At 36.8% G+C, this 24,473-nt stretch carries 28 protein-coding genes; 6 read left to right on the top strand and 22 right to left on the bottom strand.

Features of this window, described 5'->3' with window-relative positions; all coding sequences use genetic code 11:
• The first annotated feature begins 59 nt into the window (after positions 1 to 59).
• The 3 genes from ACULLG_RS03315 to arsS all read left to right on the top strand — a co-directional run bounded on the left by ACULLG_RS03315 (position 60) and on the right by arsS (position 2,524).
• Positions 60 to 761 carry a TIGR04282 family arsenosugar biosynthesis glycosyltransferase gene (locus tag ACULLG_RS03315; RefSeq protein WP_452125341.1) on the top strand — a complete coding sequence of 234 codons (702 nt, stop codon included), beginning with the start codon at positions 60 to 62 and terminating at the stop codon, positions 759 to 761.
• Positions 762 to 926: 165 nt separating this feature from the next.
• Positions 927 to 1,262 (top strand): arsenosugar biosynthesis-associated peroxidase-like protein, encoded by a 336-nt coding sequence (locus ACULLG_RS03310; RefSeq protein WP_116184458.1) that lies wholly within the window; start codon positions 927 to 929, stop codon positions 1,260 to 1,262.
• 173 nt (positions 1,263 to 1,435) lie between these two features.
• The gene (gene arsS / locus ACULLG_RS03305; RefSeq protein ID WP_452125340.1) at positions 1,436 to 2,524 is read left to right on the top strand and encodes an arsenosugar biosynthesis radical SAM (seleno)protein ArsS; all 1,089 of its coding nucleotides are present in this window, start codon (positions 1,436 to 1,438) and stop codon (positions 2,522 to 2,524) included.
• Positions 2,525 to 2,557: 33 nt separating this feature from the next.
• On the opposite strand, the gene ACULLG_RS03300 is transcribed toward arsS, so the two are convergent.
• From ACULLG_RS03300 to ACULLG_RS03290, 3 genes are all read right to left on the bottom strand, one after another.
• On the bottom strand, positions 2,558 to 2,863 hold the full coding sequence (locus ACULLG_RS03300) for a type II toxin-antitoxin system RelE/ParE family toxin (protein ID WP_452125339.1): 306 nt from the start codon (positions 2,861 to 2,863) through the stop codon (positions 2,558 to 2,560).
• Complete coding sequence (locus ACULLG_RS03295; RefSeq protein ID WP_452125338.1) at positions 2,856 to 3,107, bottom strand: type II toxin-antitoxin system ParD family antitoxin; 252 nt, start codon at positions 3,105 to 3,107, stop codon at positions 2,856 to 2,858. The genes ACULLG_RS03300 and ACULLG_RS03295 overlap by 8 nt, the downstream gene beginning before the upstream one ends.
• Positions 3,108 to 3,337: 230 nt before the next feature.
• The gene (locus ACULLG_RS03290; protein ID WP_452125337.1) at positions 3,338 to 4,120 is read right to left on the bottom strand and encodes a class I SAM-dependent methyltransferase; all 783 of its coding nucleotides are present in this window, start codon (positions 4,118 to 4,120) and stop codon (positions 3,338 to 3,340) included.
• A 409-nt stretch (positions 4,121 to 4,529) separates the two neighbouring features.
• Between ACULLG_RS03290 and ACULLG_RS03285 the strand changes: the two genes are divergently transcribed.
• Positions 4,530 to 5,156: a TetR/AcrR family transcriptional regulator gene (locus tag ACULLG_RS03285; RefSeq protein ID WP_452125336.1), complete on the top strand. Its 627-nt coding sequence runs from the start codon at positions 4,530 to 4,532 to the stop codon at positions 5,154 to 5,156.
• Between the two features lie 139 nt (positions 5,157 to 5,295).
• Here ACULLG_RS03285 and ACULLG_RS03280 read toward each other — a convergent pair whose 3' ends face one another.
• The 3 genes from ACULLG_RS03280 to ACULLG_RS03270 form a co-directional block, all read right to left on the bottom strand.
• Positions 5,296 to 6,345 carry a glycosyltransferase family 9 protein gene (locus ACULLG_RS03280; RefSeq protein WP_452125335.1) on the bottom strand — a complete coding sequence of 350 codons (1,050 nt, stop codon included), beginning with the start codon at positions 6,343 to 6,345 and terminating at the stop codon, positions 5,296 to 5,298.
• The gene (locus ACULLG_RS03275) at positions 6,329 to 6,934 is read right to left on the bottom strand and encodes a DUF4254 domain-containing protein (protein WP_452125334.1); all 606 of its coding nucleotides are present in this window, start codon (positions 6,932 to 6,934) and stop codon (positions 6,329 to 6,331) included. The genes ACULLG_RS03280 and ACULLG_RS03275 overlap by 17 nt, the downstream gene beginning before the upstream one ends.
• Positions 6,935 to 7,114: 180 nt before the next feature.
• A complete protein-coding gene (locus ACULLG_RS03270; protein ID WP_452125333.1) occupies positions 7,115 to 8,047 on the bottom strand; it encodes a DUF6427 family protein in 933 nt (310 codons plus the stop codon).
• Between the two features lie 39 nt (positions 8,048 to 8,086).
• Here ACULLG_RS03270 and ACULLG_RS03265 point away from each other — a divergent pair, with 39 nt between their 5' ends.
• A complete protein-coding gene (locus tag ACULLG_RS03265; protein ID WP_420320954.1) occupies positions 8,087 to 8,308 on the top strand; it encodes a DUF6341 family protein in 222 nt (73 codons plus the stop codon).
• Here ACULLG_RS03265 and purD read toward each other — a convergent pair.
• From purD to ACULLG_RS03225, 8 genes are all read right to left on the bottom strand, one after another.
• A complete protein-coding gene (gene purD / locus ACULLG_RS03260) occupies positions 8,303 to 9,574 on the bottom strand; it encodes a phosphoribosylamine--glycine ligase (protein ID WP_452125332.1) in 1,272 nt (423 codons plus the stop codon). The two genes, ACULLG_RS03265 and purD, sit on opposite strands and share 6 nt — an antisense overlap.
• A gap of 153 nt (positions 9,575 to 9,727) precedes the next feature.
• Entirely contained in the window at positions 9,728 to 10,714 is a 987-nt protein-coding gene (locus tag ACULLG_RS03255) for a UDP-glucuronic acid decarboxylase family protein (RefSeq protein ID WP_452125331.1), read from the bottom strand.
• 3 nt (positions 10,715 to 10,717) lie between these two features.
• On the bottom strand, positions 10,718 to 12,121 hold the full coding sequence (locus ACULLG_RS03250) for a UDP-glucose 6-dehydrogenase (RefSeq protein ID WP_452125330.1): 1,404 nt from the start codon (positions 12,119 to 12,121) through the stop codon (positions 10,718 to 10,720).
• A 78-nt stretch (positions 12,122 to 12,199) separates the two neighbouring features.
• A complete protein-coding gene (locus ACULLG_RS03245; protein ID WP_452125329.1) occupies positions 12,200 to 13,549 on the bottom strand; it encodes an undecaprenyl-phosphate glucose phosphotransferase in 1,350 nt (449 codons plus the stop codon).
• 131 nt (positions 13,550 to 13,680) lie between these two features.
• Positions 13,681 to 14,370: a WecB/TagA/CpsF family glycosyltransferase gene (locus ACULLG_RS03240; RefSeq protein ID WP_452125328.1), complete on the bottom strand. Its 690-nt coding sequence runs from the start codon at positions 14,368 to 14,370 to the stop codon at positions 13,681 to 13,683.
• A 23-nt stretch (positions 14,371 to 14,393) separates the two neighbouring features.
• A complete protein-coding gene (locus ACULLG_RS03235; RefSeq protein WP_452125327.1) occupies positions 14,394 to 15,293 on the bottom strand; it encodes a hypothetical protein in 900 nt (299 codons plus the stop codon).
• Positions 15,283 to 16,269 (bottom strand): O-antigen ligase family protein, encoded by a 987-nt coding sequence (locus ACULLG_RS03230; RefSeq protein ID WP_452125326.1) that lies wholly within the window; start codon positions 16,267 to 16,269, stop codon positions 15,283 to 15,285. Before ACULLG_RS03230 ends, ACULLG_RS03235 begins: the two co-directional genes overlap by 11 nt.
• 229 nt (positions 16,270 to 16,498) lie before the next feature.
• Positions 16,499 to 17,164, bottom strand: a complete 666-nt coding sequence (locus ACULLG_RS03225; RefSeq protein WP_452126526.1) for an O-antigen ligase family protein — start codon at positions 17,162 to 17,164, stop codon at positions 16,499 to 16,501.
• A 190-nt stretch (positions 17,165 to 17,354) separates the two neighbouring features.
• Between ACULLG_RS03225 and ACULLG_RS03220 the strand changes: the two genes are divergently transcribed.
• Positions 17,355 to 17,516: a hypothetical protein gene (locus tag ACULLG_RS03220; protein WP_452125325.1), complete on the top strand. Its 162-nt coding sequence runs from the start codon at positions 17,355 to 17,357 to the stop codon at positions 17,514 to 17,516.
• A gap of 99 nt (positions 17,517 to 17,615) precedes the next feature.
• On the opposite strand, the gene ACULLG_RS03215 is transcribed toward ACULLG_RS03220, so the two are convergent.
• The 8 genes from ACULLG_RS03215 to ACULLG_RS03180 all read right to left on the bottom strand — a co-directional run bounded on the left by ACULLG_RS03215 (position 17,616) and on the right by ACULLG_RS03180 (position 24,472).
• A complete protein-coding gene (locus ACULLG_RS03215; protein WP_452125324.1) occupies positions 17,616 to 18,650 on the bottom strand; it encodes a polysialyltransferase family glycosyltransferase in 1,035 nt (344 codons plus the stop codon).
• Positions 18,644 to 19,567 (bottom strand): lipopolysaccharide biosynthesis protein, encoded by a 924-nt coding sequence (locus tag ACULLG_RS03210; RefSeq protein ID WP_452125323.1) that lies wholly within the window; start codon positions 19,565 to 19,567, stop codon positions 18,644 to 18,646. The genes ACULLG_RS03215 and ACULLG_RS03210 overlap by 7 nt, the downstream gene beginning before the upstream one ends.
• A 540-nt stretch (positions 19,568 to 20,107) precedes the next feature.
• Positions 20,108 to 20,434, bottom strand: coding sequence for an acyltransferase family protein (locus ACULLG_RS03205; RefSeq protein WP_452126525.1), 327 nt, complete (start codon positions 20,432 to 20,434; stop codon positions 20,108 to 20,110).
• Between the two features lie 56 nt (positions 20,435 to 20,490).
• The gene (locus tag ACULLG_RS03200; protein ID WP_452125322.1) at positions 20,491 to 21,132 is read right to left on the bottom strand and encodes an acyltransferase family protein; all 642 of its coding nucleotides are present in this window, start codon (positions 21,130 to 21,132) and stop codon (positions 20,491 to 20,493) included.
• 27 nt (positions 21,133 to 21,159) lie between these two features.
• A complete protein-coding gene (locus tag ACULLG_RS03195; protein WP_452125321.1) occupies positions 21,160 to 21,849 on the bottom strand; it encodes an acylneuraminate cytidylyltransferase family protein in 690 nt (229 codons plus the stop codon).
• Positions 21,850 to 22,896 (bottom strand): nucleotidyltransferase family protein, encoded by a 1,047-nt coding sequence (locus ACULLG_RS03190; RefSeq protein ID WP_452125320.1) that lies wholly within the window; start codon positions 22,894 to 22,896, stop codon positions 21,850 to 21,852.
• A 20-nt stretch (positions 22,897 to 22,916) separates the two neighbouring features.
• Positions 22,917 to 23,588 (bottom strand): PIG-L deacetylase family protein, encoded by a 672-nt coding sequence (locus ACULLG_RS03185; RefSeq protein ID WP_452125319.1) that lies wholly within the window; start codon positions 23,586 to 23,588, stop codon positions 22,917 to 22,919.
• Entirely contained in the window at positions 23,588 to 24,472 is an 885-nt protein-coding gene (locus ACULLG_RS03180; RefSeq protein ID WP_452125318.1) for a formyltransferase family protein, read from the bottom strand. Before ACULLG_RS03180 ends, ACULLG_RS03185 begins: the two co-directional genes overlap by 1 nt.
• Position 24,473: the final 1 nt, after the last annotated feature.

Here is a 24,473-nt window from a genome sequence, read left to right as displayed (position 1 = left end):
TAAAGCAGGCATATTTCGACCTAAATTCTTAATATTAGGTGTACGATCGGAATCAAATTTTGAATAAAAAAAGATTAAAGGAAACGGCTATTTTGATTTTTGCGAACTCTGCGGTAGTAGATGCCCGTAACAAGACTTCTATTTCCAAATCAGAGCTTTTTTATGAGCTCACTGCACATACCCTAAATATCGTACACCAATCGGGTTTGCCCTTTTTCCATTTTACCGAAAAAGAGCAAAACGGAACCAACTTTGGCGAACGCTTTTCCAACGCTATCCAAGCTATTTATGATAAGGGCTATGAAAATATAATTACCGTTGGCAATGACAGTCCGGAATTAAGGCTACATCATTTGGCTGAGACCAATAATCAGTTAAAACTTGGCAAAACGGTTCTGGGGCCCACGTTTGATGGCGGTTTTTATTTGATGGGGCTGCATCGTTCTAATTTTGACCCCTCCCTTTTCCAAAAACTGCCTTGGCAGCGCGTGGGATTGTTCAACAAAATCTCATGTCTGTTCAGCACGAACAATTCAACCCTACACACGCTTCCCTTACTTCGGGATATCGACATCCTTGAGGATGTGTCAGCTTTGCTGAATTTCATTGGACGAATTCCTAAAGTTGTTTATAAAATCTTAGCTGACTTAACTAAAAGAAATATTTACTTTTTCGAAACGCATATCTTAAAACCGGAAATGCGCTTCATCATCTCTACTTTCAATAAAGGTTCACCCAACCTTTTGCTATTGACTCAGTAGCATTTCCAATACAATATCCGCATTGCAGGTTAAATAACCCTTTAAAGGTTATAAGCCTTTGTTTATTCCTTTGGATCGGGAAATGGGTTAAAAAGAATAAACATTTTCAATTTAAAATTATAAGATTCCCGCCAAAACAGGGATGACACACCAAAAAACATAAAAATGGCAAACAGTTATTACGATCCGGCAGATCTTCGAAAATTTGGAAAAATCACCGAATGGAGCGAGGAACTCGGCAACAAGTTTTTCGATTACTATGGAAAAGTTTTTGAAGAGGGAGCGCTTAGTGCACGGGAGAAATCCCTTATCGCATTGGCCGTGTCACATGTGGTCAAATGCCCATATTGTATAGATGCCTATACCAAAGATGGGCTTCAAAAGGGAATTACCAAAGAAGAAATGATGGAAGCCGTTCATGCAGGTGCTGCCATTGAAAGTGGTGCCACATTGGTGCACGGGGTGCAGATGATGAACAAGTATAACAAGCTATCAATGTAAGAAGTAAGAGGTTAAAAGTACGAAGGGAATTTTCACTCTGTATTTCTAAACCCTAACTGATAAATTAAACAAAAACCGTCAATTCGAGTTTTTTTCCCTGTCAGATTGAGCGCAGTCGAAATCAAAGGGAAATAGTATCGAGAATAAGTGTTTTGGCAATAAAATTTTAAACAATGAGTGAAAGTATCATGCCCCAGATAAAAAAAGCGGCCAAAAAATCCCTTAAAGCACGGGAAAATGAATTGGCCGAAACCAACAAGCAATTGGAAATCTTGAACGGAGGGGTCTTTGCTGAGGGCGAGCTTCCTTATTTTAAGGACAAGATTGCTGAAATAGGTCATTTTCCGCTTCGCCCCAACAAGTTGGAAATCCTACAAATCAATGTGGGTTATATGTGCAACCAGGTGTGCGAGCACTGCCATGTGGATGCCGGACCCGACCGAAAGGAAATCATGACCCGTGAGACCATGGAGCAGTGTCTGGAGGTCATCCGAAATACAGGAGCCCATACTTTAGACCTTACTGGAGGTGCTCCCGAGATGAACCCCAACTTTAGGTGGTTTGTTGAAGAGGCCGCCAAAGCGGGCATCCAGGATTTTATTGTCCGTTCCAATTTGACCATTATCCGGGCCAATAAAAAATACTACGATCTTCCAGAGTTCTTTAAAAAACATAATGTGCACGTGGTCTCATCCATGCCACATTACACTCGGGGCAAAACCGATAAGCAACGTGGTGATGGAGTTTTTGATAAGTCCATAAAAGCATTGCAGGAATTGAATGCTGTAGGGTATGGTATGCCCGACAGCCCTTTACGGTTGGATTTGGTCTACAATCCTTCCGGAGCATTTTTACCTGGAGACCAAATGGCTATGGAGCGCGACTTTAAAAAGGCTTTGGATGAGGATTTCGGGATTCAGTTCCACAACCTCTTTGCGATAACCAATTTACCGATTTCCCGCTTTTTGGATTATCTGATTGCCTCCGAAAACTATGAAGATTATATGTACGCCTTAGTCGAAGCCTACAATCCGGCCGCGGTGGCCAATGTGATGTGCACCAACACCATCTCCATAAGCTGGGACGGTTGGTTGTACGATTGTGACTTTAACCAAATGCTGGACCTAAAGGTCGCCAGCAAAGTGAAACACATTAAGGATTACAACGAGGACATTTTAAACGATAGGAACATTATTATCTCCCAACATTGTTATGGCTGTACTGCGGGAGCCGGGAGCAGTTGTCAGGGGACGGTGGCTTAAAACATCATTTAGGCAAAATTATGGAGTGAGCGTTTATCGGTTTTTGGACATTCTCTTTCTTAAATCCATTCGCTCATGCAATATTCTAATAATTTCAATGCTATCGCTTGATATTATCTGATAAAATATGATGTGTTTTCCAGATTTAAGTCCACACAAATTTTTACTTATTCCGTAATATTCTTTTCCAATATTGGGATTCTCCCCTAATGCTTTGCACGTCATTTTAATTGTCGTGTAATAGTTGTCCGCTTGGTTTTCAGACCATTTTTCAAAAGTATAATCCCAAATGCTATTTAAGTCATCAATGGCTTCTTGTCTGAAAATAACTTTAGCCATTCTTTCTTTTCTCAGCTTTTAATTTTTTAAGATTTTCGTCAAAGTCAAAATCTTCAACCAACGTACTGTCAAGGCCTTCTTTAATTGCATTTTTCAATGCGGTCACTTTGCTTTCTTCTTCCTCTAAAAGTCTTAACCCGGCGCGTATAACTTCACTGACATTTTTAAACCGCCCTTCCTTTATTCGACTTTGAACAAACTCATCAAAATAATTTCCAAGTGATATAGATGTGTTTTTGTTCATTTTAATATGATTTGAATCAAATATACCAAAAAATGGTAATTATTTTGGGCTGCCCGTATTAAAGAGCGTATCATTTCCCAATATTGTTATGGCTGCGCCGTGGGTATATGGAGTAGTTGCTATGGAACGGTCGTCTTTATAGGATATCCTTTATTTTGCCCAAAAACAAAACTCTAGTGAAATAGTTTGGAGCTTTCAATATTATATTAAACGGAGGCGTCATGTTTAAGTCAACTTTTCTTGAGCAAATAAAAATTTTCGTTCAAGATCATTTCCTTGGACTCCTTTAATGTATTTCCATATTTTTTAGAAAGACTGAAATAATCTTGGTGGTCCATCAAATTATAGTTTTTAAATGACAGATAATATTCATCTTGTATCGTTTGAAAATCCCCTTCTCCTGTATTGGACAGTTTTTGGCCAAAAAAGTGCAGCAGATTTTTATAGGCCATAGTTTCGGCTATGGCGTCTTGAAAAGAAGCACTACCAATATAGTCCTCACTGTTCTGGATCTTGTCAAAAAAATTGAAAAGCTTGTCCGTTTCAGTTTTTGTCAAAAAAAACAGCACCCCTTCAACAAGTATAAAACAGGACTTGTCAGTTTTGATCGAACTAATTTTGGATATGAGGTCTTTTTCATAGTCTTCACTGAAGTCCACTCCAATTAAATGTAGATTTCTTTTTGGAAGCACCTTGCTTTTTTGCCACTCCTCCAACCTATTCCTTTTGTAATTGACAATCTCTGGTTTGTCAATTTCTATATTGAGCAATTCTTCATTCAACAAAAAGGGGTACATGCTAAATCCACTTCCAAAATTTATCAAGACCTCAATTTTTCCTGAATCCACCAATCTTTTAATGGTATCCAAAAAATATCGGTTCCTTAAGCAATGCGTGTAAATTTCTTCTGAAGAGACCTCAGCTAGATATTTTTCCAACCACAGCTCTGTTTTTGGATTGTGCCATAGCTTCGCAAAAATATCTTGGCTTAAATTTTCATCAAAAGATCTCAAGGTTGATGTTACAAACGACGTTTCGTGTATTTCTATATTTTTACTGCTTCCCAATGCCCTACTCTAAACTATTCATTCTCAATTACAATGTGTTTTGTTCCTGGTCGAATTGTATTTTACCCCAAAAAAGAATCGGTTAAACCGACCCGCTAGTCTGTTTGTATTTTGAAGATATTGGATTTTGGGTACATTTTTCACACTTCAACGATTTTTCCCACAAATTCATCCCTGAATCTTGAGGTTAGCCCCAATCTGGCGAAACTTTGTAACAGACTTAACGGTCTAAATAACAAATTCTCGAAACCGAAATTTTGTTATTTGGATTCCCGCTTTCGCGAGAATGACAGTTTATCGGAAACCCGCAGCAAGCTGCGAGAATTTCTTTTTGATTAACCCAAAACCAAATCTTATGGAACGAAACCTAAAACGACGCGAAACTCTGCACCGATTACATACAATGGGCCTGGAGATTTTTTATGCCAAAGGTTATTACAATACCAGTTTGGATGATATTTTAACCCAACTAGATCTCTCCAAAGGTGCTTTTTACCATCATTTTAAATCCAAGGAGGATTATTTTATCAGTATTGTACAAAACTTGATAGTTCAAAAGGTCTATGCCCTATTGGTAGAACCCTTGAATGAACAAGAAAATCCATTGCACGCCATTTTGGATAGTTTGGGAAATGCTATGGAGCCAGGTAAAAGCAATGAAATGGCCTATGGTTTTATGCTGAACGACTTTATCACCGAATTCAATAAACGAAACACTGAAATCAGCACCTATTTAAAGGATATCCTTAAAGTCTGGGAGGTAAATCTGATTTCCGTTCTGAAAAATGGTAAAAGTGATGGCTATATTGCTCGTCATATCGATTGCGAAGCAGTTGCCACCTACATTATTGCCTCCTATTTGGGCATACGCTCTTTGCTTTCGGAAACCAATGGTGGACAATTAAAATATAAATACTTACAGCAGTTGAAGCATTATTTTAATTCTATTTCGGAAAGACAGGCCGTAGCTAGATCATTTTGACACAAATTTCACCAATTATCACAAATGTCACACTGAGCTTGTCGAAGTGTTTTTTGTCGAGATTTAGTATCAAGAAGTTTATCTCTTTATTCATTTTGTCTTGATACAAAACGAACCAAAAAATCAAGACGATTTTAATTTAATCTTCCAATAGAGTGGTAATCTTATTCACCACCTGTTGGGGAGTTATGGTCGCCATCACACTTTCGTATCCCTTCGGCAATTTATTGCCATACACGGAAGTAGGAATCCAAGGATAACGTTTTCTATCGGCCAATAAAGCATTTTCTTGAGGTTGGCCAAACGGATAAAACCCAGCAAAGGGGTGCGTAACCCCCCAAAGTGTCATAACCGGAATCCCATAATTTGCAGCCAAATGCGAATTCCCGCTGTCCATGGAAAGCATTACATCCAAATTCGAAATCAAAGCCAGTTCTTCTTTCAAATTTAGCTTTCCAGCCATGTTCAAAACATATTCACCCTCACTGGCAATTGCTTCCAACTGCTTAATTTCATTGGCGCCACCACCAAATAGCAATATTTTATACTTATTGGTATTATTTAGTTCCGCGATTACCTCTTTCATTAGGTTCAATGGGTACATTTTACCCTCATGAGCAGCAAAAAGTGCAATTCCCACCCACTTTTTAGTGTCCTGTTGTACTAGCCCAAGCAATTTATCCGAAAGTGGGACACGCTCCAAAAGCTTTGCTTTTGTCAAATCAACCGTAAAGCCCAGTTCGGCAAATACATCGGCATAGCGTTGATGTGTGGTTTTAAGTTGTTTGAATTCTTTATTCTTGGCTCTCGTCAAGGCTTTTTTCTCTTCCCTGCCCTTGTTTATTTGCTTAAAGGGAATCTTACCCAGCCCGAAGTATTTTTGAAGCACCCTACTTCGCAGCACATTGTGCAAATCGGCCACGGCATCAATTTGAAGTGTTTTCAGTTCTTGGTACAATCGCCAAAGTCCAACCAATCCTTTGTGCCTCTTTTTGACATCGGCCTCAAACACATCAACATTTTCCAATCCAGAAAAAATGGGAAGAAATGGTTTTTTGGTAAGTACGGTAACTTTTACCTGTGGATGTTGATCTAGCAATGCCCGCAAAACGGGAACGGTCATGGCCACATCGCCCATTGCGGATAGGCGAATGACCAAAATATGGGTTTGCCTACCCTTTTTGTCCACGGAGTACCGGATTTAGTTCATCGTCATTGTACATTTTCATCTGTTTGTAGACTTTCATGTACTTGTTTCCAGACTCAATGTCTTTAAGTAGTTGGTCAATGGCGGAAGACAAATCCTTTCTTTGCTCCAAAAGTACCGCCAACTTTTGGCTACATTTTTTAATATGCTCTGGGGAAGCATCTGTGCGATCAACCTCTTCCTGCATATGATAAATTTTTAAGGCTAGAATAGAAAGTCTGTCCAGGGCCCAAGCGGGACTTTCGGTATTAATTGTGGCATTGGAATTCACCTCAACATCTTTATACTTGTTCAAAAAATAACTATCAATATATTCCACAAGGTCTGTTCTGTCCTGATTGCTGGCATCAATTTTCCGTTTGAGGTCCAATGCGTCTACGGGATTTATCCCTGGATCTCTGATGATGTCCTCATAATGCCATTGAACGGTGTCAATCCAATTTTTTCGATAGAGTAAATGTTCTACTTTATCCTTCGGATAAGGATTTGCAAAATCTTGGTAAACATCATCCTTTATATGATAAGTGTCTATACTTTCCTGAAATATTTTGAAGGCAAAAGAACTGAACATGTGCAATAATTTGGGGCAAAGATATTGCTTTAAGGTGAATTGGATGTTACTTATGACTTCGGGTGCAGTAGAGATGTCTTAAAAGCAAAATACTTGAATTTAGGTCTCGAATGCGCTCGACCTGACAATATTGATAAGTAGCTCTTTGGCGAGCTCAGGTTGGCAGCTCCAAGTGACATCTCAAAAATTAAGTTCTAGCACAAAAAGCAAAAATGACACCAGGATACAAATTGCAACAACCAATTCTTTAAGTTTTGCTTTTTTTATGGTCTCCAAATAATTTGTCAAAAACACTGCTCCCGGAAAAAACGTAATCAACACAGGTGAAGATTCATTGAATTTCAGGAAACTCATAATTGCTCCCAGAACAAATGCCAAAAACACAATGCGAAGCATTACCAGTTTTCCACCACCTTTTTTGCGGACTTTTAAAAAAACTAGGAACATCACCAACAACAGCAAGGAAAGGTAGATCAACAATTTAGTGGTTGTCCCCTCCCCGAAAAATTCATTGGATATTAAATCTATTTCAAACCGATAATGGTTTTCAAAAAAATCCAGGGAACCACCGAGTTTTAAAATGGCAAATGTTAAAATAAAGACGGTTATTATTGCCATAAAAGGAACCATCCAATTCTTCGGTGGTTTCCGGTCATAAACATTGATAACAACAAAAACGAGTATCAAAAAAATGATTGCCCAGTCATAGAAAAAACTGGCAATGCAGATCAAAAAAGAAGCATCAAAAATTTTGTGCTTTACATTTCTCATGGATTTAATGGCCAACAATCTCCAAATGGCCAATAGCAGAAAGAAATTGGAGAAAATCGCATTTTTGTCTTCCAAAGTATCAGAAAACGACACTAACAATATGGTAAAAAACAACATGGCAAATGAGCTGAGCCCAGTAACTTTCTCAACTTTAACCATTCTGCTAATACTATAGGTAGAAAGTAGCAGTATCCCCAAAATCAAGCTTTCTTCAGGGAGCGAATCAATAGTAATTCCCCGAGCTGATCCGAAAAACAGGTAAATGGTGTAAAAAACAAAGAGAAAAACAGCTAAAACGATGTAATTTATCGGTTTTGTTTTTCCAAAAAAGCTTGAAATCATGTTGGGTTTTACTACTTTTGCAAAGTAAATATAGCTAAGATGAGCAAGTTTTTTTACGGCATTGAAGACTTATTTGTAAATGGTCTTTTTGCTCCTTATGATTTCTTCCGATTTATGCAAAACTGGTGGGGTTCCAACGCAGTGAACTGGATTTTCGCCATTATCGGTTTTGTTGCTATGGTGTATTGGATGAAAGAACTCAAGATGTTCAACGACAACGGCGAGGAAGATAAGAGCATTAGCTCGCATTCTTACCTATAGGTCAAATCCAAGATCTTTTCGGTAGTACATTCCATCAAAATGTAGCTTTTCTATGTTTTGATAGGATTTTTGCAATGCCTCCTTGAAATCATTTCCAAAGGAAGTGATTGCAATTACACGTCCGCCATTGGTCACGACATTTCCATTACTTTCTTTGGTTCCAGCGTGAAAAACCAATGAATCTTGAATGGTTTCAATTCCTGTTATTTGTTTTCCCTTTTCATAAGCTTCTGGGTAACCTCCTGAAACGGCCATTACCGTTGTCGCCGCTCTTTCATCAATTTCCAGATTGATTTTATCCAGTGTTCCATTGGACATTGCCACAAGAATTTCCAGCAAGTCCGATTTCAATCTAGGTATTACCACCTCGGTTTCTGGATCACCCATACGCACATTATATTCGATTACCTTGGGTTCTTCGCCAACCTTAATCAATCCAATGAAAATGAATCCCACATAGGGTAAATTATCTTTTTTAAGGCCCTCTACCGTGGGTTTTACAATTTGTTGCTCAATCTTTTGCATAAAGACCTCATCGGCAAAAGGGACGGGTGAAATGGCTCCCATTCCGCCCGTATTAAGTCCAGTGTCTCCTTCCCCTATTCTTTTATAGTCCTTTGCCGTTGGTAAGATTTTATAGTTGGAACCATCGGTCAGCACAAAACAGCTCAATTCAATCCCATCCAAAAATTCCTCGATAACAACAGTAGCGCTGGCTGCTCCAAATTTAGAATCCAAAAGCATAGCTTTCAATTCTCTTTTGGCCTCCTCCAAATCCTGAAGAATCAATACGCCTTTTCCAGCAGCAAGACCATCGGCCTTAAGCACATAAGGAGGTTTTAATGTTTCCAAAAAGGCATAGCCTTCCTCTAAATTGTCCGAAGTAAAACTTTGATAAGCAGCCGTTGGAATGTTATGGCGCATCATAAATTCCTTTGCAAACTCCTTGCTTCCTTCCAATTCGGCAGCAGCTTTTTGCGGGCCAATCACGGCAATCTCTTTAAGCTCCGAATCATTCAGGAAAAAATCATGTACCCCGTTCACCAACGGATCTTCTGGGCCTACAACCACCAAATCGATGTGCTTTTCCAATACCAAGGCCTTGATTCCTTCAAAATCATTTACCCCAATCTCAATATTGGTAGCAATATCAGATGTTCCGGCATTGCCTGGTGCGACAAACAGTTTTTCAATTTTAGGGCTTTGTGAAATTTTATGGGCAATCGCATGTTCGCGACCCCCGGAACCAAGGATAAGGATATTCATCAATCAAAATTTTGGCAAAAATAACCCAATTCAGATGGAATAAGGAAGGAAAAGTGTCATTTCGAGTGTAAGGAGAAATCGGTTTTCAAAATAAGTTGTTAGATTTCTCAATCGTTCCGATTATTATCAGAACTCATTTCGAAATGACATTGCTTATTTGCCATTTAAATGTGAAAAATCGCGGTGTTCTTTTTGGTGTAATTCTTCCGGAGATAAGGATTTGAAGTATTCAAAGGTTTTCCTCATTCCCTCTGCTCTGTCAACTATAGGTTCCCACCCCAAAATTTCCTTTGCCTTAGAGATATCAGGTTGTCTTTGCATAGGGTCGTTTGTTGGCAAAGGTTTGTATACAATTTTCTGATCGGTTCCTGTAAGCTTGATTATTTCATTTGCAAAATCCTTAATGGTAATCTCATTTGGATTACCAATGTTCATTGGCAAAACATAATCACTCATTAATAATCGGTAAATCCCCTCTATCTCATCTTCCACAAAACAAAATGAGCGAGTTTGGGACCCATCACCAAAAACCGTTAAATCCTCGCCTCGAAGTGCTTGCCCCATAAATGCCGGGATTACACGACCATCATTCAGCCGCATTCTTGGTCCATAGGTATTAAATATCCGAACAATTCGTGTGTCCAGGCCGTGAAAACGATGGTAAGCCATCGTTATAGATTCTTGAAAGCGCTTTGCTTCATCATAAACTCCTCTTGGCCCAATGGTATTGACGTTTCCGTAATACTCTTCCGTCTGAGGATGTTCCAAGGGATCTCCATATATTTCGGAAGTGCTGGCAATCATAAAACGAGCTCCTTTATCTTTCGCCAGTCCCAGTAAATTGTGTGTGCCAAGTGCCCCAACCTTAAGCGTTTGGATCGGAATCTTTAAATAGTCTATTGGACTGGCCGGTGAAGCAAAATGAAGTATATAATCCAGTTTGCCTGGAACATGCACAAATTTGGTAACATCGTGATGGTTAAATTCGAATCTCTCAAGGTGGAAAAGATGCTCCAGATTCTTTAGATCACCCGTTATCAAATTGTCCATTGCTATAACGTAGTGTCCTTCCGCAATGAACCTATCACATAAATGGGATCCCAAGAAACCAGCAGCTCCAGTTATTAAAGTCCTTTTCATATTTTAATCTAAATTACTTTCTCCAATTTTGTAGTACACAAACCCGATATCCTCTAATTCTTTTCTATCTAAAACTCCTCTTCCGTCGAAAACAAAAGCGGGTTTTAACATGTTTTCAAAGATAGACTTCCAATCATAGGTTCTAAATTCGTCCCATTCGGTCAAAACCGCTACGGCATGGGCTCCCTTACAGGTATCATAAGCATCCGTTTCTACCTTTAGAAACTTTCTATTTTCTTTATCCTCCCTTGTATTCAGGTAATTTAAATCGGCATAAATGGTTTCTTCAGAAACTTTTGGGTCATACACAAAAATATGTGCTTGTTCCAAAAGCAAATTATCGGCCACATAAATTGCGGCAGACTCCCGAGTGTCGTTTGTGTCCTTTTTGAATGCCCAGCCAAGAAAGGCAATTTTCTTGCCTGAGACTGTGTTGTAAAGTGTACTAATAATGTTATCCGAAAAACGATTTTTTTGATGATCGTTCATAATGATAACTTGTTCCCAATAGTTCGCCACTTCTTGTAACCCGTAGCTTTTAGCAATATAAACCAGGTTCAATATGTCTTTTTGAAAACAGGAACCTCCAAAGCCAACGGAGGTCTTTAAAAATTTTGGTCCAATTCTACTGTCCATGCCGATAGCCCTGGCCACTTCATTTACATCAGCTCCAGTTTTTTCGCAAAGCTCGGATACGGAATTAATAGATGAGACCCGCTGAGCCAAAAACGCATTGGCCGTCAATTTAGAAAGTTCGGAAGACCAAACATTTGTTGTCAAAATCTGTTCCCTTGGCACCCATTTGGCATAGACATCGACCAATGATTGAATAGCTTCTTCCCCTTCAGACGTATTTTCACCCCCAATAAGAACCCTATCTGGATCCAGCAAATCGGGAATCGCGGTGCCTTCTGCCAAAAATTCCGGGTTCGACAAGACTTGAAACTTTACGTTATTTCCCGTGTTGTCCAAAATACTTCTTATGGCCGATGCAGTCCTTACCGGTAAGGTGGATTTTTCAACAACGATTTTGTCTTGTTTGGCCACCTTGGCAATTTGTCGTGCGCAAAGCTCTACATACTTTAGGTCCGCTGCCATTCCCTTTCCCTTGCCATAAGTCTTCGTAGGGGTATTTACCGAAATAAAAATCATTTCTGCATCCTCAATGGCCTCTTCCACTTTGGTTGAAAAAAACAGATTTCGTCCACGGGCCTCCATAACGACCTCGGCCAGCCCCGGTTCATAAATCGGAAGCTTCTCAGTGTCTTCATTATTCCATGCGGCAATTCTTTCGGGGTTGATATCTACAACCATAACTTTAATGTCAGGGCATTTTTGGGCAATAACAGCCATGGTAGGGCCGCCAACATATCCAGCACCTATACAACATATATTTTTTACACTCATTAGATTGTAAGCAAGATTAGATAAAAAGCAAAAATACTATTCTGGGGGATTTGAAAGGCCAATTTCAGCCAAAAAAAATTAATATGCCTTTTCCTCTCCTTTAAAGACATTTAAAACGGTTTGAACAATAATTTTTAGATCTAATAGGACAGACCAATTTTCAATGTAAAAAAAATCATAACGAGTCCTGTTCACAATGTCTTCCTCATTCTCAATTTCTCCTCTATATCCTTTTACCTGTGCCAAACCCGTAATTCCAGGCCTAACATAATGTCTAAGCATATATTTTTGGACAGTTGTATTGTATTCTTTATTCTGCCTCCAGAGGTGAGGCCTCGGACCAACCACAGACATCTGGCCAAGCAAAACATTTACAAATTGGGGGAGTTCATCAATACTTGTTCTTCTTAAAAACCTTCCTATTCTAGTAACACGAGGATCATCTCTAGTTGCAGATTTTTCGGTTTCGTTGTTCGTTTTCATAGTTCTGAACTTATAACATCCAAAGCCTTCTTCATTAAATCCTGGCCGGTTCTGTCGGAAGTATATTGGCCCTTTGGAATCCAGCTTTATTAAAATTCCAATTATCGGCATCAGCCAAGAAAGCAAAACAATAATCACCGTAAGGGAAAAAAGAAAATCAAAGCTTCTTTTATAGAATCTATTCAATGTGTCCTCCAGAGGAATTTCCCTTAGAGAAAGGATAGGAAGATACTCATAGTAGTCCAATTTTAGGTTCTTCGTAAAAATATCTTTATTATCCGGTATGAATTTTAGTTTTATTAGGTTATTGTCTGCATAATTAACAAGTCTTCCAATATCTTCATTCTTAATTTCGTTAACCGAACAAAATATCTCATCAATTTTATTCTCCTTAGCAAACTTAAGACAGCGGCCAATATCAAACTCCGGGTTACTTTGTGAGAACTGTTTAACCACCCGATATCCATATTCATCATGCTCTTTGAACATTCCAGCTAATTGGTCCGTCTTTCTGTTCTTACCAATAAGGACTATATGTTTAAGGCTTCCCTTAACTCGCTTTCTAAATTCCATCAAAGAATAATAATTCAGGAATTTTAGAATGAAAACCACCAAAAAAACCGTCACAAAGAATATTCCCAGGTTTAGCCTACTTATATTCGGCTGCTTAAAAAACCCGATAAAAGCAAACAATACTAAAAAAAAGATGCCAAATTGCTTAAAAAGCAACATTAAGACATAAGTGACTTTATCAAATCGGTATGTCTTGTAAAAATCAATATGAAGTGCAATAACTACCCAGCTTAAAGAAATATAGCTGTGGAATATTAAAGGAAATTCGAATAGTATTGGCAATTGTTGGCCGCAAACGTTCAACACCAATAAATCTATCAAAATAGATAAATTGAAAACCAAATCTGAGTCCGAACTGTTCTTGAAAATCATTTTTTTGACTAACTTATATTAACAATTTCAAAGCTTATTATTCTAAAAAATAATTATTGATTTTGGATCAAATATTATTTTTAATATTTGTTCTTCTTTTTCCACCTACACATAAATTATTGACAGTTAATCTATTTTTTTTGCACATAATCTTTAAGCAATAAAACCATAGCCATCGGATAATAGAGGGCATATCTTTTGAAAAGCTTAGGGTCTTCATAAATTCGATAGGCCCATCGCAAATGGAGCTTATTGATGACAGAAGGAAAATAATCCCTCCCTTTTGAAGCCGTTTGGCTTATAAAAGCTCCACAAGAATATAGCCCTCCCTTAAAACCTCGCTGCTTTAGTCTAACCAGAAATCTTTCTTGCATAGGAGTGCCCATACCAACAATAATAACATTAGGTTGATTGTTCAATAATTGATCTATCACAAACTGTTCATTGCTATAGTAGCCATTGATGGCATGTAAAATCTGCAATTTAGGATAATTCAATTTAACAGTTCGAATAAACGCTTTTATATCTTCTTTAGAACCGCCAACAAAACCAATCGTGTTGTTGTTTTTCGAAATCTCTGAAAATAAACGAACAAAATATGAAGAAAAATCAGGAGCTTTACGTTCAAATGACTTTTGAAAAAAAAGCTTCAAAAATAGAATCATCATAATCCCGTCTAGTGTAAAAAAGTCGATATTTTTGACAGTTTCCGGATCTCTACGAAGCAACATATAATTATAAATGTTGAGATAACTGGTAATTTGTGCTTCGTGTATTTCTTCGGTATTATCCGTTATCTTTGATTTTATTTGGTGTATCACAGAGTTTATATTAATGAAAGAGTCTATCTTGTTAGCTCGCCATTGTATTTAAGAAGGGGGTTGTGCCAAAGTTCTTTTGGCCAAACCTCTTGAACCCATATATTTTCTTTCTCGGTGTATTGTCCAAACCTGATTTTTGAATAATTGATTTTTGGCAATATAACCTTGGCTATTCTAAAATCTTTGAATTTTCCATTTAAGTAGGTATCAATACTATGGTTCGAAAAATTGAACGAACTGTTGGTAAAGGTGTAGTCTTCTTTCACAAAATGTAGCATTATGGGTGCCTCAAGGGTAGTTTTTGGAGTGGTAATCAGGTAAATATGGTTTTGAGTGAGCAGCACATAAAATCCGAAAGGGTTTTCATAAAAAGTACCCTGGTTCAAATCTTTTATAAATTCTTCTTCCAAGAAGCTAAATCCCAAATAGTCATCTAATATTGAAAGGTATGGATGTTTGCCCCTACCCAGTTCTTTTTTTGATATTTGCTTGACCCAAATATTTATGGGATTTCCTAAGCTATCCCTTGAAAATTGACCCGTTCTAAATCCTTCATGGGATTTTAAATCGAGTGCCTGGCTCATTAAAAATACCTTATGGCCAGTTTTCGCCAGTTTTTTTGACCGTGCCTTTCCTGTTGCCGAAAAGTCAAAGTTTTTAAAAGTATTATCGTTATTGAGTAAATGAAACATAAATCGATTGTCATTAAAACCTTTGGGGTCTGTCGAAATATAATGAACCGAGTCATTGAATACCACAAAAGACAAATCTTTGGTTGCTTCAAAGAAATCGCCTTGGGCAAAAGCTTTTGATAATGGGCTCAATATCTTTAACTCGGGGGTAATTGGCGTTTCAGAGCAAGAAGCCATTGCAAAAAACAAGGGCGCCAACAGCCTCATTATAAAACGCGGATTATAGTTCATTACCTTTTTCTTTTTGATTCTCAAACAACAAAAATATCGATATAAAAGAATAAAAATAAATGCCCATTTGCCGATTCAGCATTACCTCAACAGTAAGAATAAAAAGAAATATCCCATAAATCAAAATTCCTTGGTACGCTCGACTTTTGAAACCATAAATTAAAACTCCTACAATTCCTACTAAAAAAAGCAATGACCCTGCCCAGCCTAACTCATACCAAATCTGAACATAATTATTATGGAAATTAAAGTGAGACAATGCCTTTGAAGCTTTGATATAGGTCGCATCTAAATCTTGCCTTAAAAGATCTTTTGCAACCCTATTTCCGAAATATCCTTCTTGGGCGCCCAAACCAAATCCAAATATAGGTTTGTCTTGCATGTGTTCCGCAGCAGTTCGCCATAACCAGATTCTCTGAGAAATACCATCTTCAGAAAAGGTTCCTATTTCATTTGATTGCCGAGTTTTTGTTAATTCACTTAACCTACCTCCTCCAATAAAGATTCCAGAACCAACAAAGCCCAACAATAGCACAGTAATCAATATTGATTGTTTTTTGACCTTATTTTTCAAGGATTGAGCCAAATAAAACATCGCAAGCAGAACAAATATGACCAAGGCAATCTTTGACTGTGCAAGTAAGAGTGCGGTCGCCAAGGTAATAGCTACAAAAGACTTAAAAATAGGCAACAACAATTTGGGCGCTTCCAAAAGAAAAATTAAAGAAGTTAGGATATAAAGGGAATAATATGAAGGATGTAAACCAAAAGGTTCTGTAAAGCCAAAATAAACAATATCTTGATAATTATTGCCCGCTAATAATTTCATAGCTGCTGCCGAAATAGAAATCAAGCTAGATAAAAAAATGCCAAAAATAAAATATTGACGAACTATATAGTAATCAATTTTTTTATTTGTCCCTGTGAAAATTATTAATAAGGGCACGACAAAAATGGGCAATGTTCTTATAATCAATTGCAAAGACCTTTCCACATAAGGTGTAAAAAGAGCACCTACTAGGTACATTAAAAACAATATGCTGTAACAAAGCAAGAAAAGTATCTGCTTTTTCAATACACCTGTTTTGCTAAGATGAAAAAACGCCGTAAAAATGAATAACGATAACCCAATGGACATAGCAAAATGACCAAGAGAAAGCGTGAACCCAAATAGGCTTATCGCAATTGTAAGCATTTCATTGCTTTTAAGCTGTTTTAGCATAAGTGTTCAGTTTTTGCGATTTGCTATAATAAAATGATATCAAGATCGAGACCAAAAATAGGTTGAAAATCATATTGGAATAAAAAAGCACCATATAAGTTAGAGCAATAAAAAGTGTATAATTGTTTTTAGTGGCCATTTTATAAAGGAAAATGGAAAATAACATAAATCCCAGTACCCCCCAATCAATTAAAACTCGCAAATAATCGTTGTGCGGCATATAATCAACTTTCATCAGATTATAAACAAAATTTCTTGCATATTCATTACCCCTTCCAAACAGTATTTCAATAGTGCTGCCATTAAGCAACTCTTCCTGTGATTTTAGATAAAGATAGTTCCGTAAACCAAATGAGGTGTCGGTTTTTCCTCCATACCTTGAGGTCAACAAATTTGGAAACCATTCCAATAGAGCAACATACAAGGGGTAGATAAACAATGTGACCCCATAGAAAATCAAGAAAAGCCTTTTTCTTGTTAGCCATCCTCCTGAGAAAATCAATTCGCGTAAAATCGGATAGATAAGCACAAAAACAAGCAACAACCGTGTTTTAGTCAAATAAACCAAGTAAAAGGTCAAGGCATATAAGAGTATAAATTTTACCGAGGAGACCCTAAGCCTTAAACTGGTTATAACGAATAGCACCATTATAAAACCAGAATATATTGTTGGAGATCCAACAAAACCTGCAAATCTATCCTGGTGCACATAACCCAATGAGCTAAGCAAAAATGGCACAGAAAGCAGTAAATACAAATAGAAAACTAACTCTAAAGGTCTCTGGAGAACACTCTGTTCTGGTAGAGTTTTGAATACTATTATTAAAGTAATACCATAGATGGCAAAAAAAAGAGGAAGCGAGTATCGAAATGTTGAAAAATTAAATAAACTGACCAGAAAGATGCCAAGAATAAGAAAGAAAGAGGTATTAAGTGGAGCTTTGACCTTTTTACTGACCAAAATAAAGCCCATCAATAGAAGGAATATCAAAAAAAAGTAAGGAGCTGTTAACCAAAATCCTTCCTGACCAAAGATATTGGGAATGAACAGAACCGCAGGATAGAGCAGCACCAAAAATAAAATTTTATTGATGGAAAAATCAAGGCTCAAGGTGAAGGTGCGTTTTAACGTTAAAGTTCTTTAATGGAATATATGTCATTTTGCCATCAAACTTCATTGGAGGTTTTGGCAGAAAACCGAGGGTTATAATTCTATTTTTTGGATAGTTACTGTCCAAAAGATCAAAAATCAAAGACGAGAACACATTGATAATAAGCTCATGGGCAAAGTAATCAAGGTCTTCACCCATCTGATTTGATTCTAATATCGTTAAATTGGACTCATTTTTTAACCCTTCCCTTAAAAATCCACTATCTTCCCTCGGATGAGGTTTTATAATCAGCTCCCGCCCTGTTTCTCGTAATAACGCTGCCAACTCTCTATGTGTTTCTATTTTTTTCTTGGGGTCCAGCATAAAATCTTGCTCAGCGTAAGAAAAAAACAAGACCTTTCCTTTTACAATATTCCTATGGTTTTGTTTACTTTTTAAACTGAATTCCCTATAGTCAACTCCTTTTTTGGTCCTTGGCAGTAACTCCTTATGCCTTAAATAAACCGTGTCAATAGCTCTTATGGTGCCCAATCTCTTAACATAATAAAGCCGGCGCCCAAATAAAATTGGGGTCATCAACCAGTATAAAAACGAAATAAGTCTGTCTTTATAGGAAAGAAAAAGATAAAATCCCAATCCTTCATCGATAGCGATTACCTTACCAAGTTTTGAATTTAGCCGTTGAAGCAATAATTGGGTAAAAATATCTTTGTCACTACCAAAAAACCATTGTATACCGTATTGAAAGCAATACTTGAGTTCAAGTGCCTTAATTTCTTTATCTATTTTTTGGATGTTGTCACGAAAGGGTTTTACAAATTGTAGAGGAGAACTGAAAATTCTTCTTCTTGAAAACGCATAATCTGTCAACAAATATTTCTGACATTCAAATTCGTCAACTCTGATGACAGGGCTATAAAGCAACAAGGTTTTCTGGCTCTTAAAAATTTGAGGAAATAGTAGGCTTATTGACCTTTTATGGTGTGGCGTAAGCAGTATAACCACGGTGTTAATCTCTACCATTTCTTTAAAAGCTGTGTTTCTTCGTACAATTTGCTTATCCAAAGAGCAAGAGAGCTAAGCAAAAGTGCAATGCTTGCTCCATAAATTCCTATGGCCGGAATTAATATAAGATTCAAGCTCAGATTTACAACAAAAGCCATAAAAGTAGTTTTGATAATCAAATTCTCTCTTTCTTCCGCTATAAGAACGTAATGACTTCCAAAGCTAAAATTAAAAAAAAGCGCACTAATCACTAAAACAAAGAAGATATTCTTGCTTGTATAAAGCTCAGGCTTATCCATTGTGTCGAGAAGAAATGATGAAAACACAACGAACACTGAAATCATACCAACAACTATGGCTGAGGTACTTTTATAAATTTCGCTCTTGTTCTTTTTTAGCGATAATTTGTCCTTATCATAAACACTTTTGAGAATTTTTGGGTAAATGAATGAAATATAGAGCGTGAATACCAATACGTTGATAATATTAGCCAATTGAAAATAGAAAACATAAACACCCAATTCTTTCTTTCCCAAGAAATAATCAATTAAATATCTGTCGGAGTACTCCACAACTTTTAGCAATATAGTGGCCAAAAAGACAGAAGCACCAACCTTGACCCCCTTTATAATCCAATCTTTGTCTAATTGTATCTTTCCAAAATCCTTTATATTAGGCAATTTTGCGATGCCAAAAGTAATTGCTATGAGGCTGCTTACTGTCCAAAGCAGAAGTATGGTTTTAAGGGTAATGTTGCTTTCTCCTAAAAAGAAAAGGAGGAGTACCACAATCCATGACCATAGGCCTGATCTTAAAAAAAATAAAATATTTGCAAAAACCACCTTTTCCAGAGCAATATAGATTCTGAAGAGTTCCTGTCCTAAATGTTCAAAAACACTTAAAACAAAGAACACCAATAACACTTCCTTTGCCACCAGTCCGATATGCCATAATAAAAAGCAAATAGGAATCAGCAGCAAATAGGAACAACAATAAAAAACCAACCCATTTTTAAATATAAATAGAATAGACGATGGTTCCTTTACAATTAAACGATTACTATAGATATAAAAATCAAAGCCAATGAAAATAACCAACAAAGCAATGTTTGCATTCATTAGCGAAAATTCTCCCTGAAACTCCAAAGAGATTTTTTTTGTTAATAAGAACGTCAGTAAAAACTTCCCTAAAATACCACCGCCCTTAAAAGCAAGTGCAGTTAATTTCTGCAATTTTTGGACTATTTTAAATAACAATCAACTAAATGACCATTAGGTTCAGCAACAAAGGTATTGTTTTTAGCACCTATACTCACAATACATTAATATCTAAAGTTAGTGGCCCCATTTCTGTCATTTATTATTTTTTTAGAATTATATTCATAACAATAACGTTTTAAGGATTTTATCACCACACTTTGTTCTTTTATTATAAAAACCCTAACACCTGGATAAGGTAGATAACTAAAAAATCGTTTAATGAAGTTCAACTTTTCTTGATAATTTTTTGCCAAATGCAATGAATTTTTTTTCAATAATTTCATAAATCCCCCAACTAAGTAACATTGTTATCAGGAAACATAAGGATAAGAAAAGTTCCGGGTCTTCTCCTCTGTTAAAAAAAACATTTACATACCAAAATACCAGAGGATGAATTAAATATATCGAATAGGAAATATGACCAATCTTGCCCAGTACAGAATCCAATGCCTTTCCTACATTATAAGAATTAAAAAACCCGATAGTGATACAAAATGCAATGATTGAAAAGAAAATCCTGTTCCAACCAGTTACAATATTTATTTTATTTCCACTTACCGGATAAAAAAATAAAACTGAAATAAGGAGAAGAAATAGAGTTATAATCTTATTTTTTTAAATGAAAAATACTTTGCGACAAGCATTCCTCCAAGGAATAAGAACAGCTGATTGAAAGGGTTTATATAAATTTTCCATTGAGTTTGTAGAGTTTCTAAATCTGTCATTTTAATAAAACAAAAAAAACCTCCTATTAATAAAGAAATCGTAAAACATACTTCAAGAAAGTATTTATATATATTTTTTCCAATAATAATAAATGGAAATAGGCTATAAAACACAAGTTCGTTTCCAATTGACCATGCTCCTGTTGGTATATAATTGTCATGTGCAACAAAACCAAAAATACCAGTAACGTTTAGAAAAATTGTTTCAATATCATAAGTTTTATTCAAGAGAAAAATATTTAGTAAAATAGCCAGCCATAGAACGGGGTATATTCTAAAGATTCGTTTTATATAAAAAGAAAAACTTGTGCTTAGTATCAGCTTGTCGAAGTATACCAAATATAACGTCAGCCCACTAAGAATATAAAATATTGAAACTCCATAAATTCCTAAAACTCCCAAAATTGATTCGCTAAGGGGCGCTTTATAAGTCCAAGAAAAATAATGGTATACCATTATAAATAATGCCATTAGGCCCCTTAAATAATCCAGAGTTGCTATTCTTTGATATTGCATTCGTTTCCCAATTCCCTGTTAAGGTTTTTAAATGATTTTTATTAATTCTTCTGCTATTTTCCAATCCAAAGGGGTGTCCAAGTCAAGAGAGGTTTCGTCGGACATTTCGTATTTCTTTATTCTTTCAAATTTATTTAATGCGTATTTTTTTAGAGAGTTTATGTTTATTACATAAACAGCTCCATTATATTCCCAAACATCAGGACAATCTTGTCTTCTTACAAAATCTCCCTTTTTTGAAGGCTTTAAATAGCCCTTTTTATTCTCTTCAAAAAGGGTATAGTACGGGTTCGACTTGGCCTTATTAACAGAAACAACCATATCTAACCCCTTATTGTCTTCGAATATTTGAATGGCTTCTTTTACATGAAGGGATGTTCTAAAAGGTGATGTGGGCTGTAGCAAAACCAAACCGGAAACATTCCTTTTTACCCGTTCTTCATGCTTTTCCAAAGCATGCAACAGAACATTATACATTGATGCCGTATCATTCGACAAGTACTCAGGTCTTTTGAAAGGTACGGGGACACCCAAATTCTCAGCAATACCGACAACGTGGTCATCATCTGTGCTTATCAGAATATCTTCTGTTTTGAACACCTCTTTCGCAACTTCAATGGTGTATTGTACCAAGGGTTTCCCCGCCAACAGTTTGGTATTCTTTTTCGAGATTCCTTTAGATCCTGCTCTTGCCGGAATTACGGCCAATAAATCCATCTAAAATCTAATTTGGTTTATGTCTGCCTGCGCCTTTTTGAAATCCTCTGGCTTTCCTACATCCAGCCAATAGCCTAAAATCGGATGCGAAATCACTTTTCTGCCCTCGGTTATTAGATTTTCTATTAAGTCGGTAGCATTGTATTGCTCATCTTTTGGAACCCTTTCAAGCACTTCCCGTTTTACCATATAAATTCCCGCATTGGAAAAATAGGTGTAAGTTGGTTTCTCCTTTAAGCTGAGAATATGCCCATTATTGGTTTCCAAGACGGCATAGGGTACGTTAACATCATATGGTATTGTGGCTACGCTCATATCTGCTCCTTTACTGATGAAGTCCAAATAAAAACGTTCATAATCCAAGTTGGTTAGAATATCTGAATTGGTTACCAATACCGTATCATGCTTAAAATCAGAAATTTTTGAAACTGCACCAAGAGTCCCCAAGGGGCTCTCCTCGGTGATATAGCCAATTTTTATATTCTTACTTGCACCATTTCCAAAGTAATTCACAATTTGTTGACCTAAATATTTAATTGAAATCCAAAAGTCATCAATCCCATAAAGAATAAGCCGATCCATATTATGCTCCATAATAGGTTTCTGACCTACTTTCAGTAGGGGTTTGGGTATGCTTTCGGTAAGGGGGCGTAACCTGGAACCTTTGCCTCCTGCCATAATCACGGCATCAACAGGCAAATATGATCGTAAACTTCCAAAATTGACAATGTTGACTACCCTTTTTTCCTCATCAATAACAGGTACAATCCTAAAGTTATTTTGACGGTATTCGATAATCCTATCAAAATCTGGCAATCCTTTCTCAAAATACTTTGGATTCTTTTGAATGACAGCATCAACTGGCTCATCAATAGCTATACCTTTGATAAGGCCTCTTCGCACATCGCCGTCAGTCAACGAACCTACTAACCGGTTTTCTCGGTTGATTACAAACAAGACGGCATCACTGGCCAGCTCATCGAGCTTTAACAATGCTTCTTTGATCGTGGTTCCTTCTTGGATTAGGTGTTCTTTGAAATTTCTCAAAAAAATGTTTTTTGTACTTTCTATTTATCTATCCATTTTAAGATTTGAAATGCCTCTGCATATTCAACGCCTGCGGTTGCTCCTCTTAATGTACCTGAAGCATCAATATTTCTAAGACTTCTTGGAAAAGGGTGTTCCCCTAATTCAGATTCGTAAATCTTCATCAATTCTTTCTTTTGCCCGTGGTATTCCGTCGTGTCCACAAAATAATTGGGAATAAAGACATTTTCAGGAAGTGCAGGCCCGAACTCGGTTTCAGATAAGCACTCATACATTAAAATCTTTTTTATCGAAGGAGCCCTAAAAGACTTTGTGCATGCCATAACCGCCCTAAAAGTTATATTATGGTCAGAGTGGGCATCAGATCGGTTCAATAGATAAATGGTCTCAGGAGCTATTTCCGAAAAAATCTTTTTGATTACTGGAATCATAGAAATCAAACTTTCATCTGAGAGGCCCATGGTAGGGTAATCCAATTTAAAGGTCGATGTTATACCCAACTTTGAGGATATTGAGGAAATTTCCTTTTCCCGTTCATTCATTCTCTGTTTGCTGAAACCTTGCCCCTTCATTATTCTAGTGGTGATTAACCAATAAAGATCATCTCCATTGGCTTTGTGCTTGAGCAGGGTTCCGCCACATCCTAAAATCTCATCATCAGGATGAGCTGAAACAACAATGACTTTTTCCATTATCTTATGTATGAATTTAATTCTGGTAACTGATCTATTTCGTGGTCTATCAACCAAACACTTCCATTAGGGGTTTTAACCTCTATTTTTCCACCTGAAACCCCAATCACCTTACCAGGTTCTATATTTTCTTCTATATTGGTTCCTATATTAACTTTCCAAACTTTGATGTCGGCACCATCAAGCACAATGTGGGCACCCACATAGGGTTTGGTGAGGCCCCTTACCAAATTATAAATTGACTCGCTGTTCATCCTAAAATCAATTAGCCCATCGTACTTGTCCCTTTTTCTCCAATAATTTTTCCTGGAATGATCCTGAGGAATTCTTTTAAAATCTCCTCTCGTCAATTCTTGTATAAAAGCAGCAATTTGATTCTGTGCAACAGCAACTAATTTGTCATATAAAGATTGTGCGTCGTCATTTTTGGCAATCGGAACATCAATCTGTGAAAGAATGTCACCATCATCAGCTCCTTCTTTCATAAAGAAAAAAGTTGATGCCGTTTTGTTCAACCCAAGAACTAGAGCCCAAATAATAGGATGTCTGCCCCTGTTTTTTGGTAGCGCTGCTGGATGATACCCTATTACTCCCATTGGACTTAACTCGAGTAAAGGCTTTTTTATCAACTGAGACCAGCCAAAACAAAAAAGAATATCCGGGTTCAATGAACCAATCCACCGTAAAACCTCTTCATCGTTTATGGATTTTACATGTTTAAATGGAATGTTGTTTTGGACGCAAATTGGAGCAAGATCGACAAAATCTGCGTTAAAGTCCGATTTCTTCTTGGTGGCTACTCCAACTATTTCTGCTTGATTATCGATAAGTGTAAGAAGTGCTTCTTCAGAAAATTTAACCGTTCCAATAAAGAATATTTTCATA

This window comes from Flagellimonas sp. 2504JD1-5 (assembly GCF_053618295.1).
This window is presented reverse-complemented; position numbering and strand designations above follow the sequence as displayed.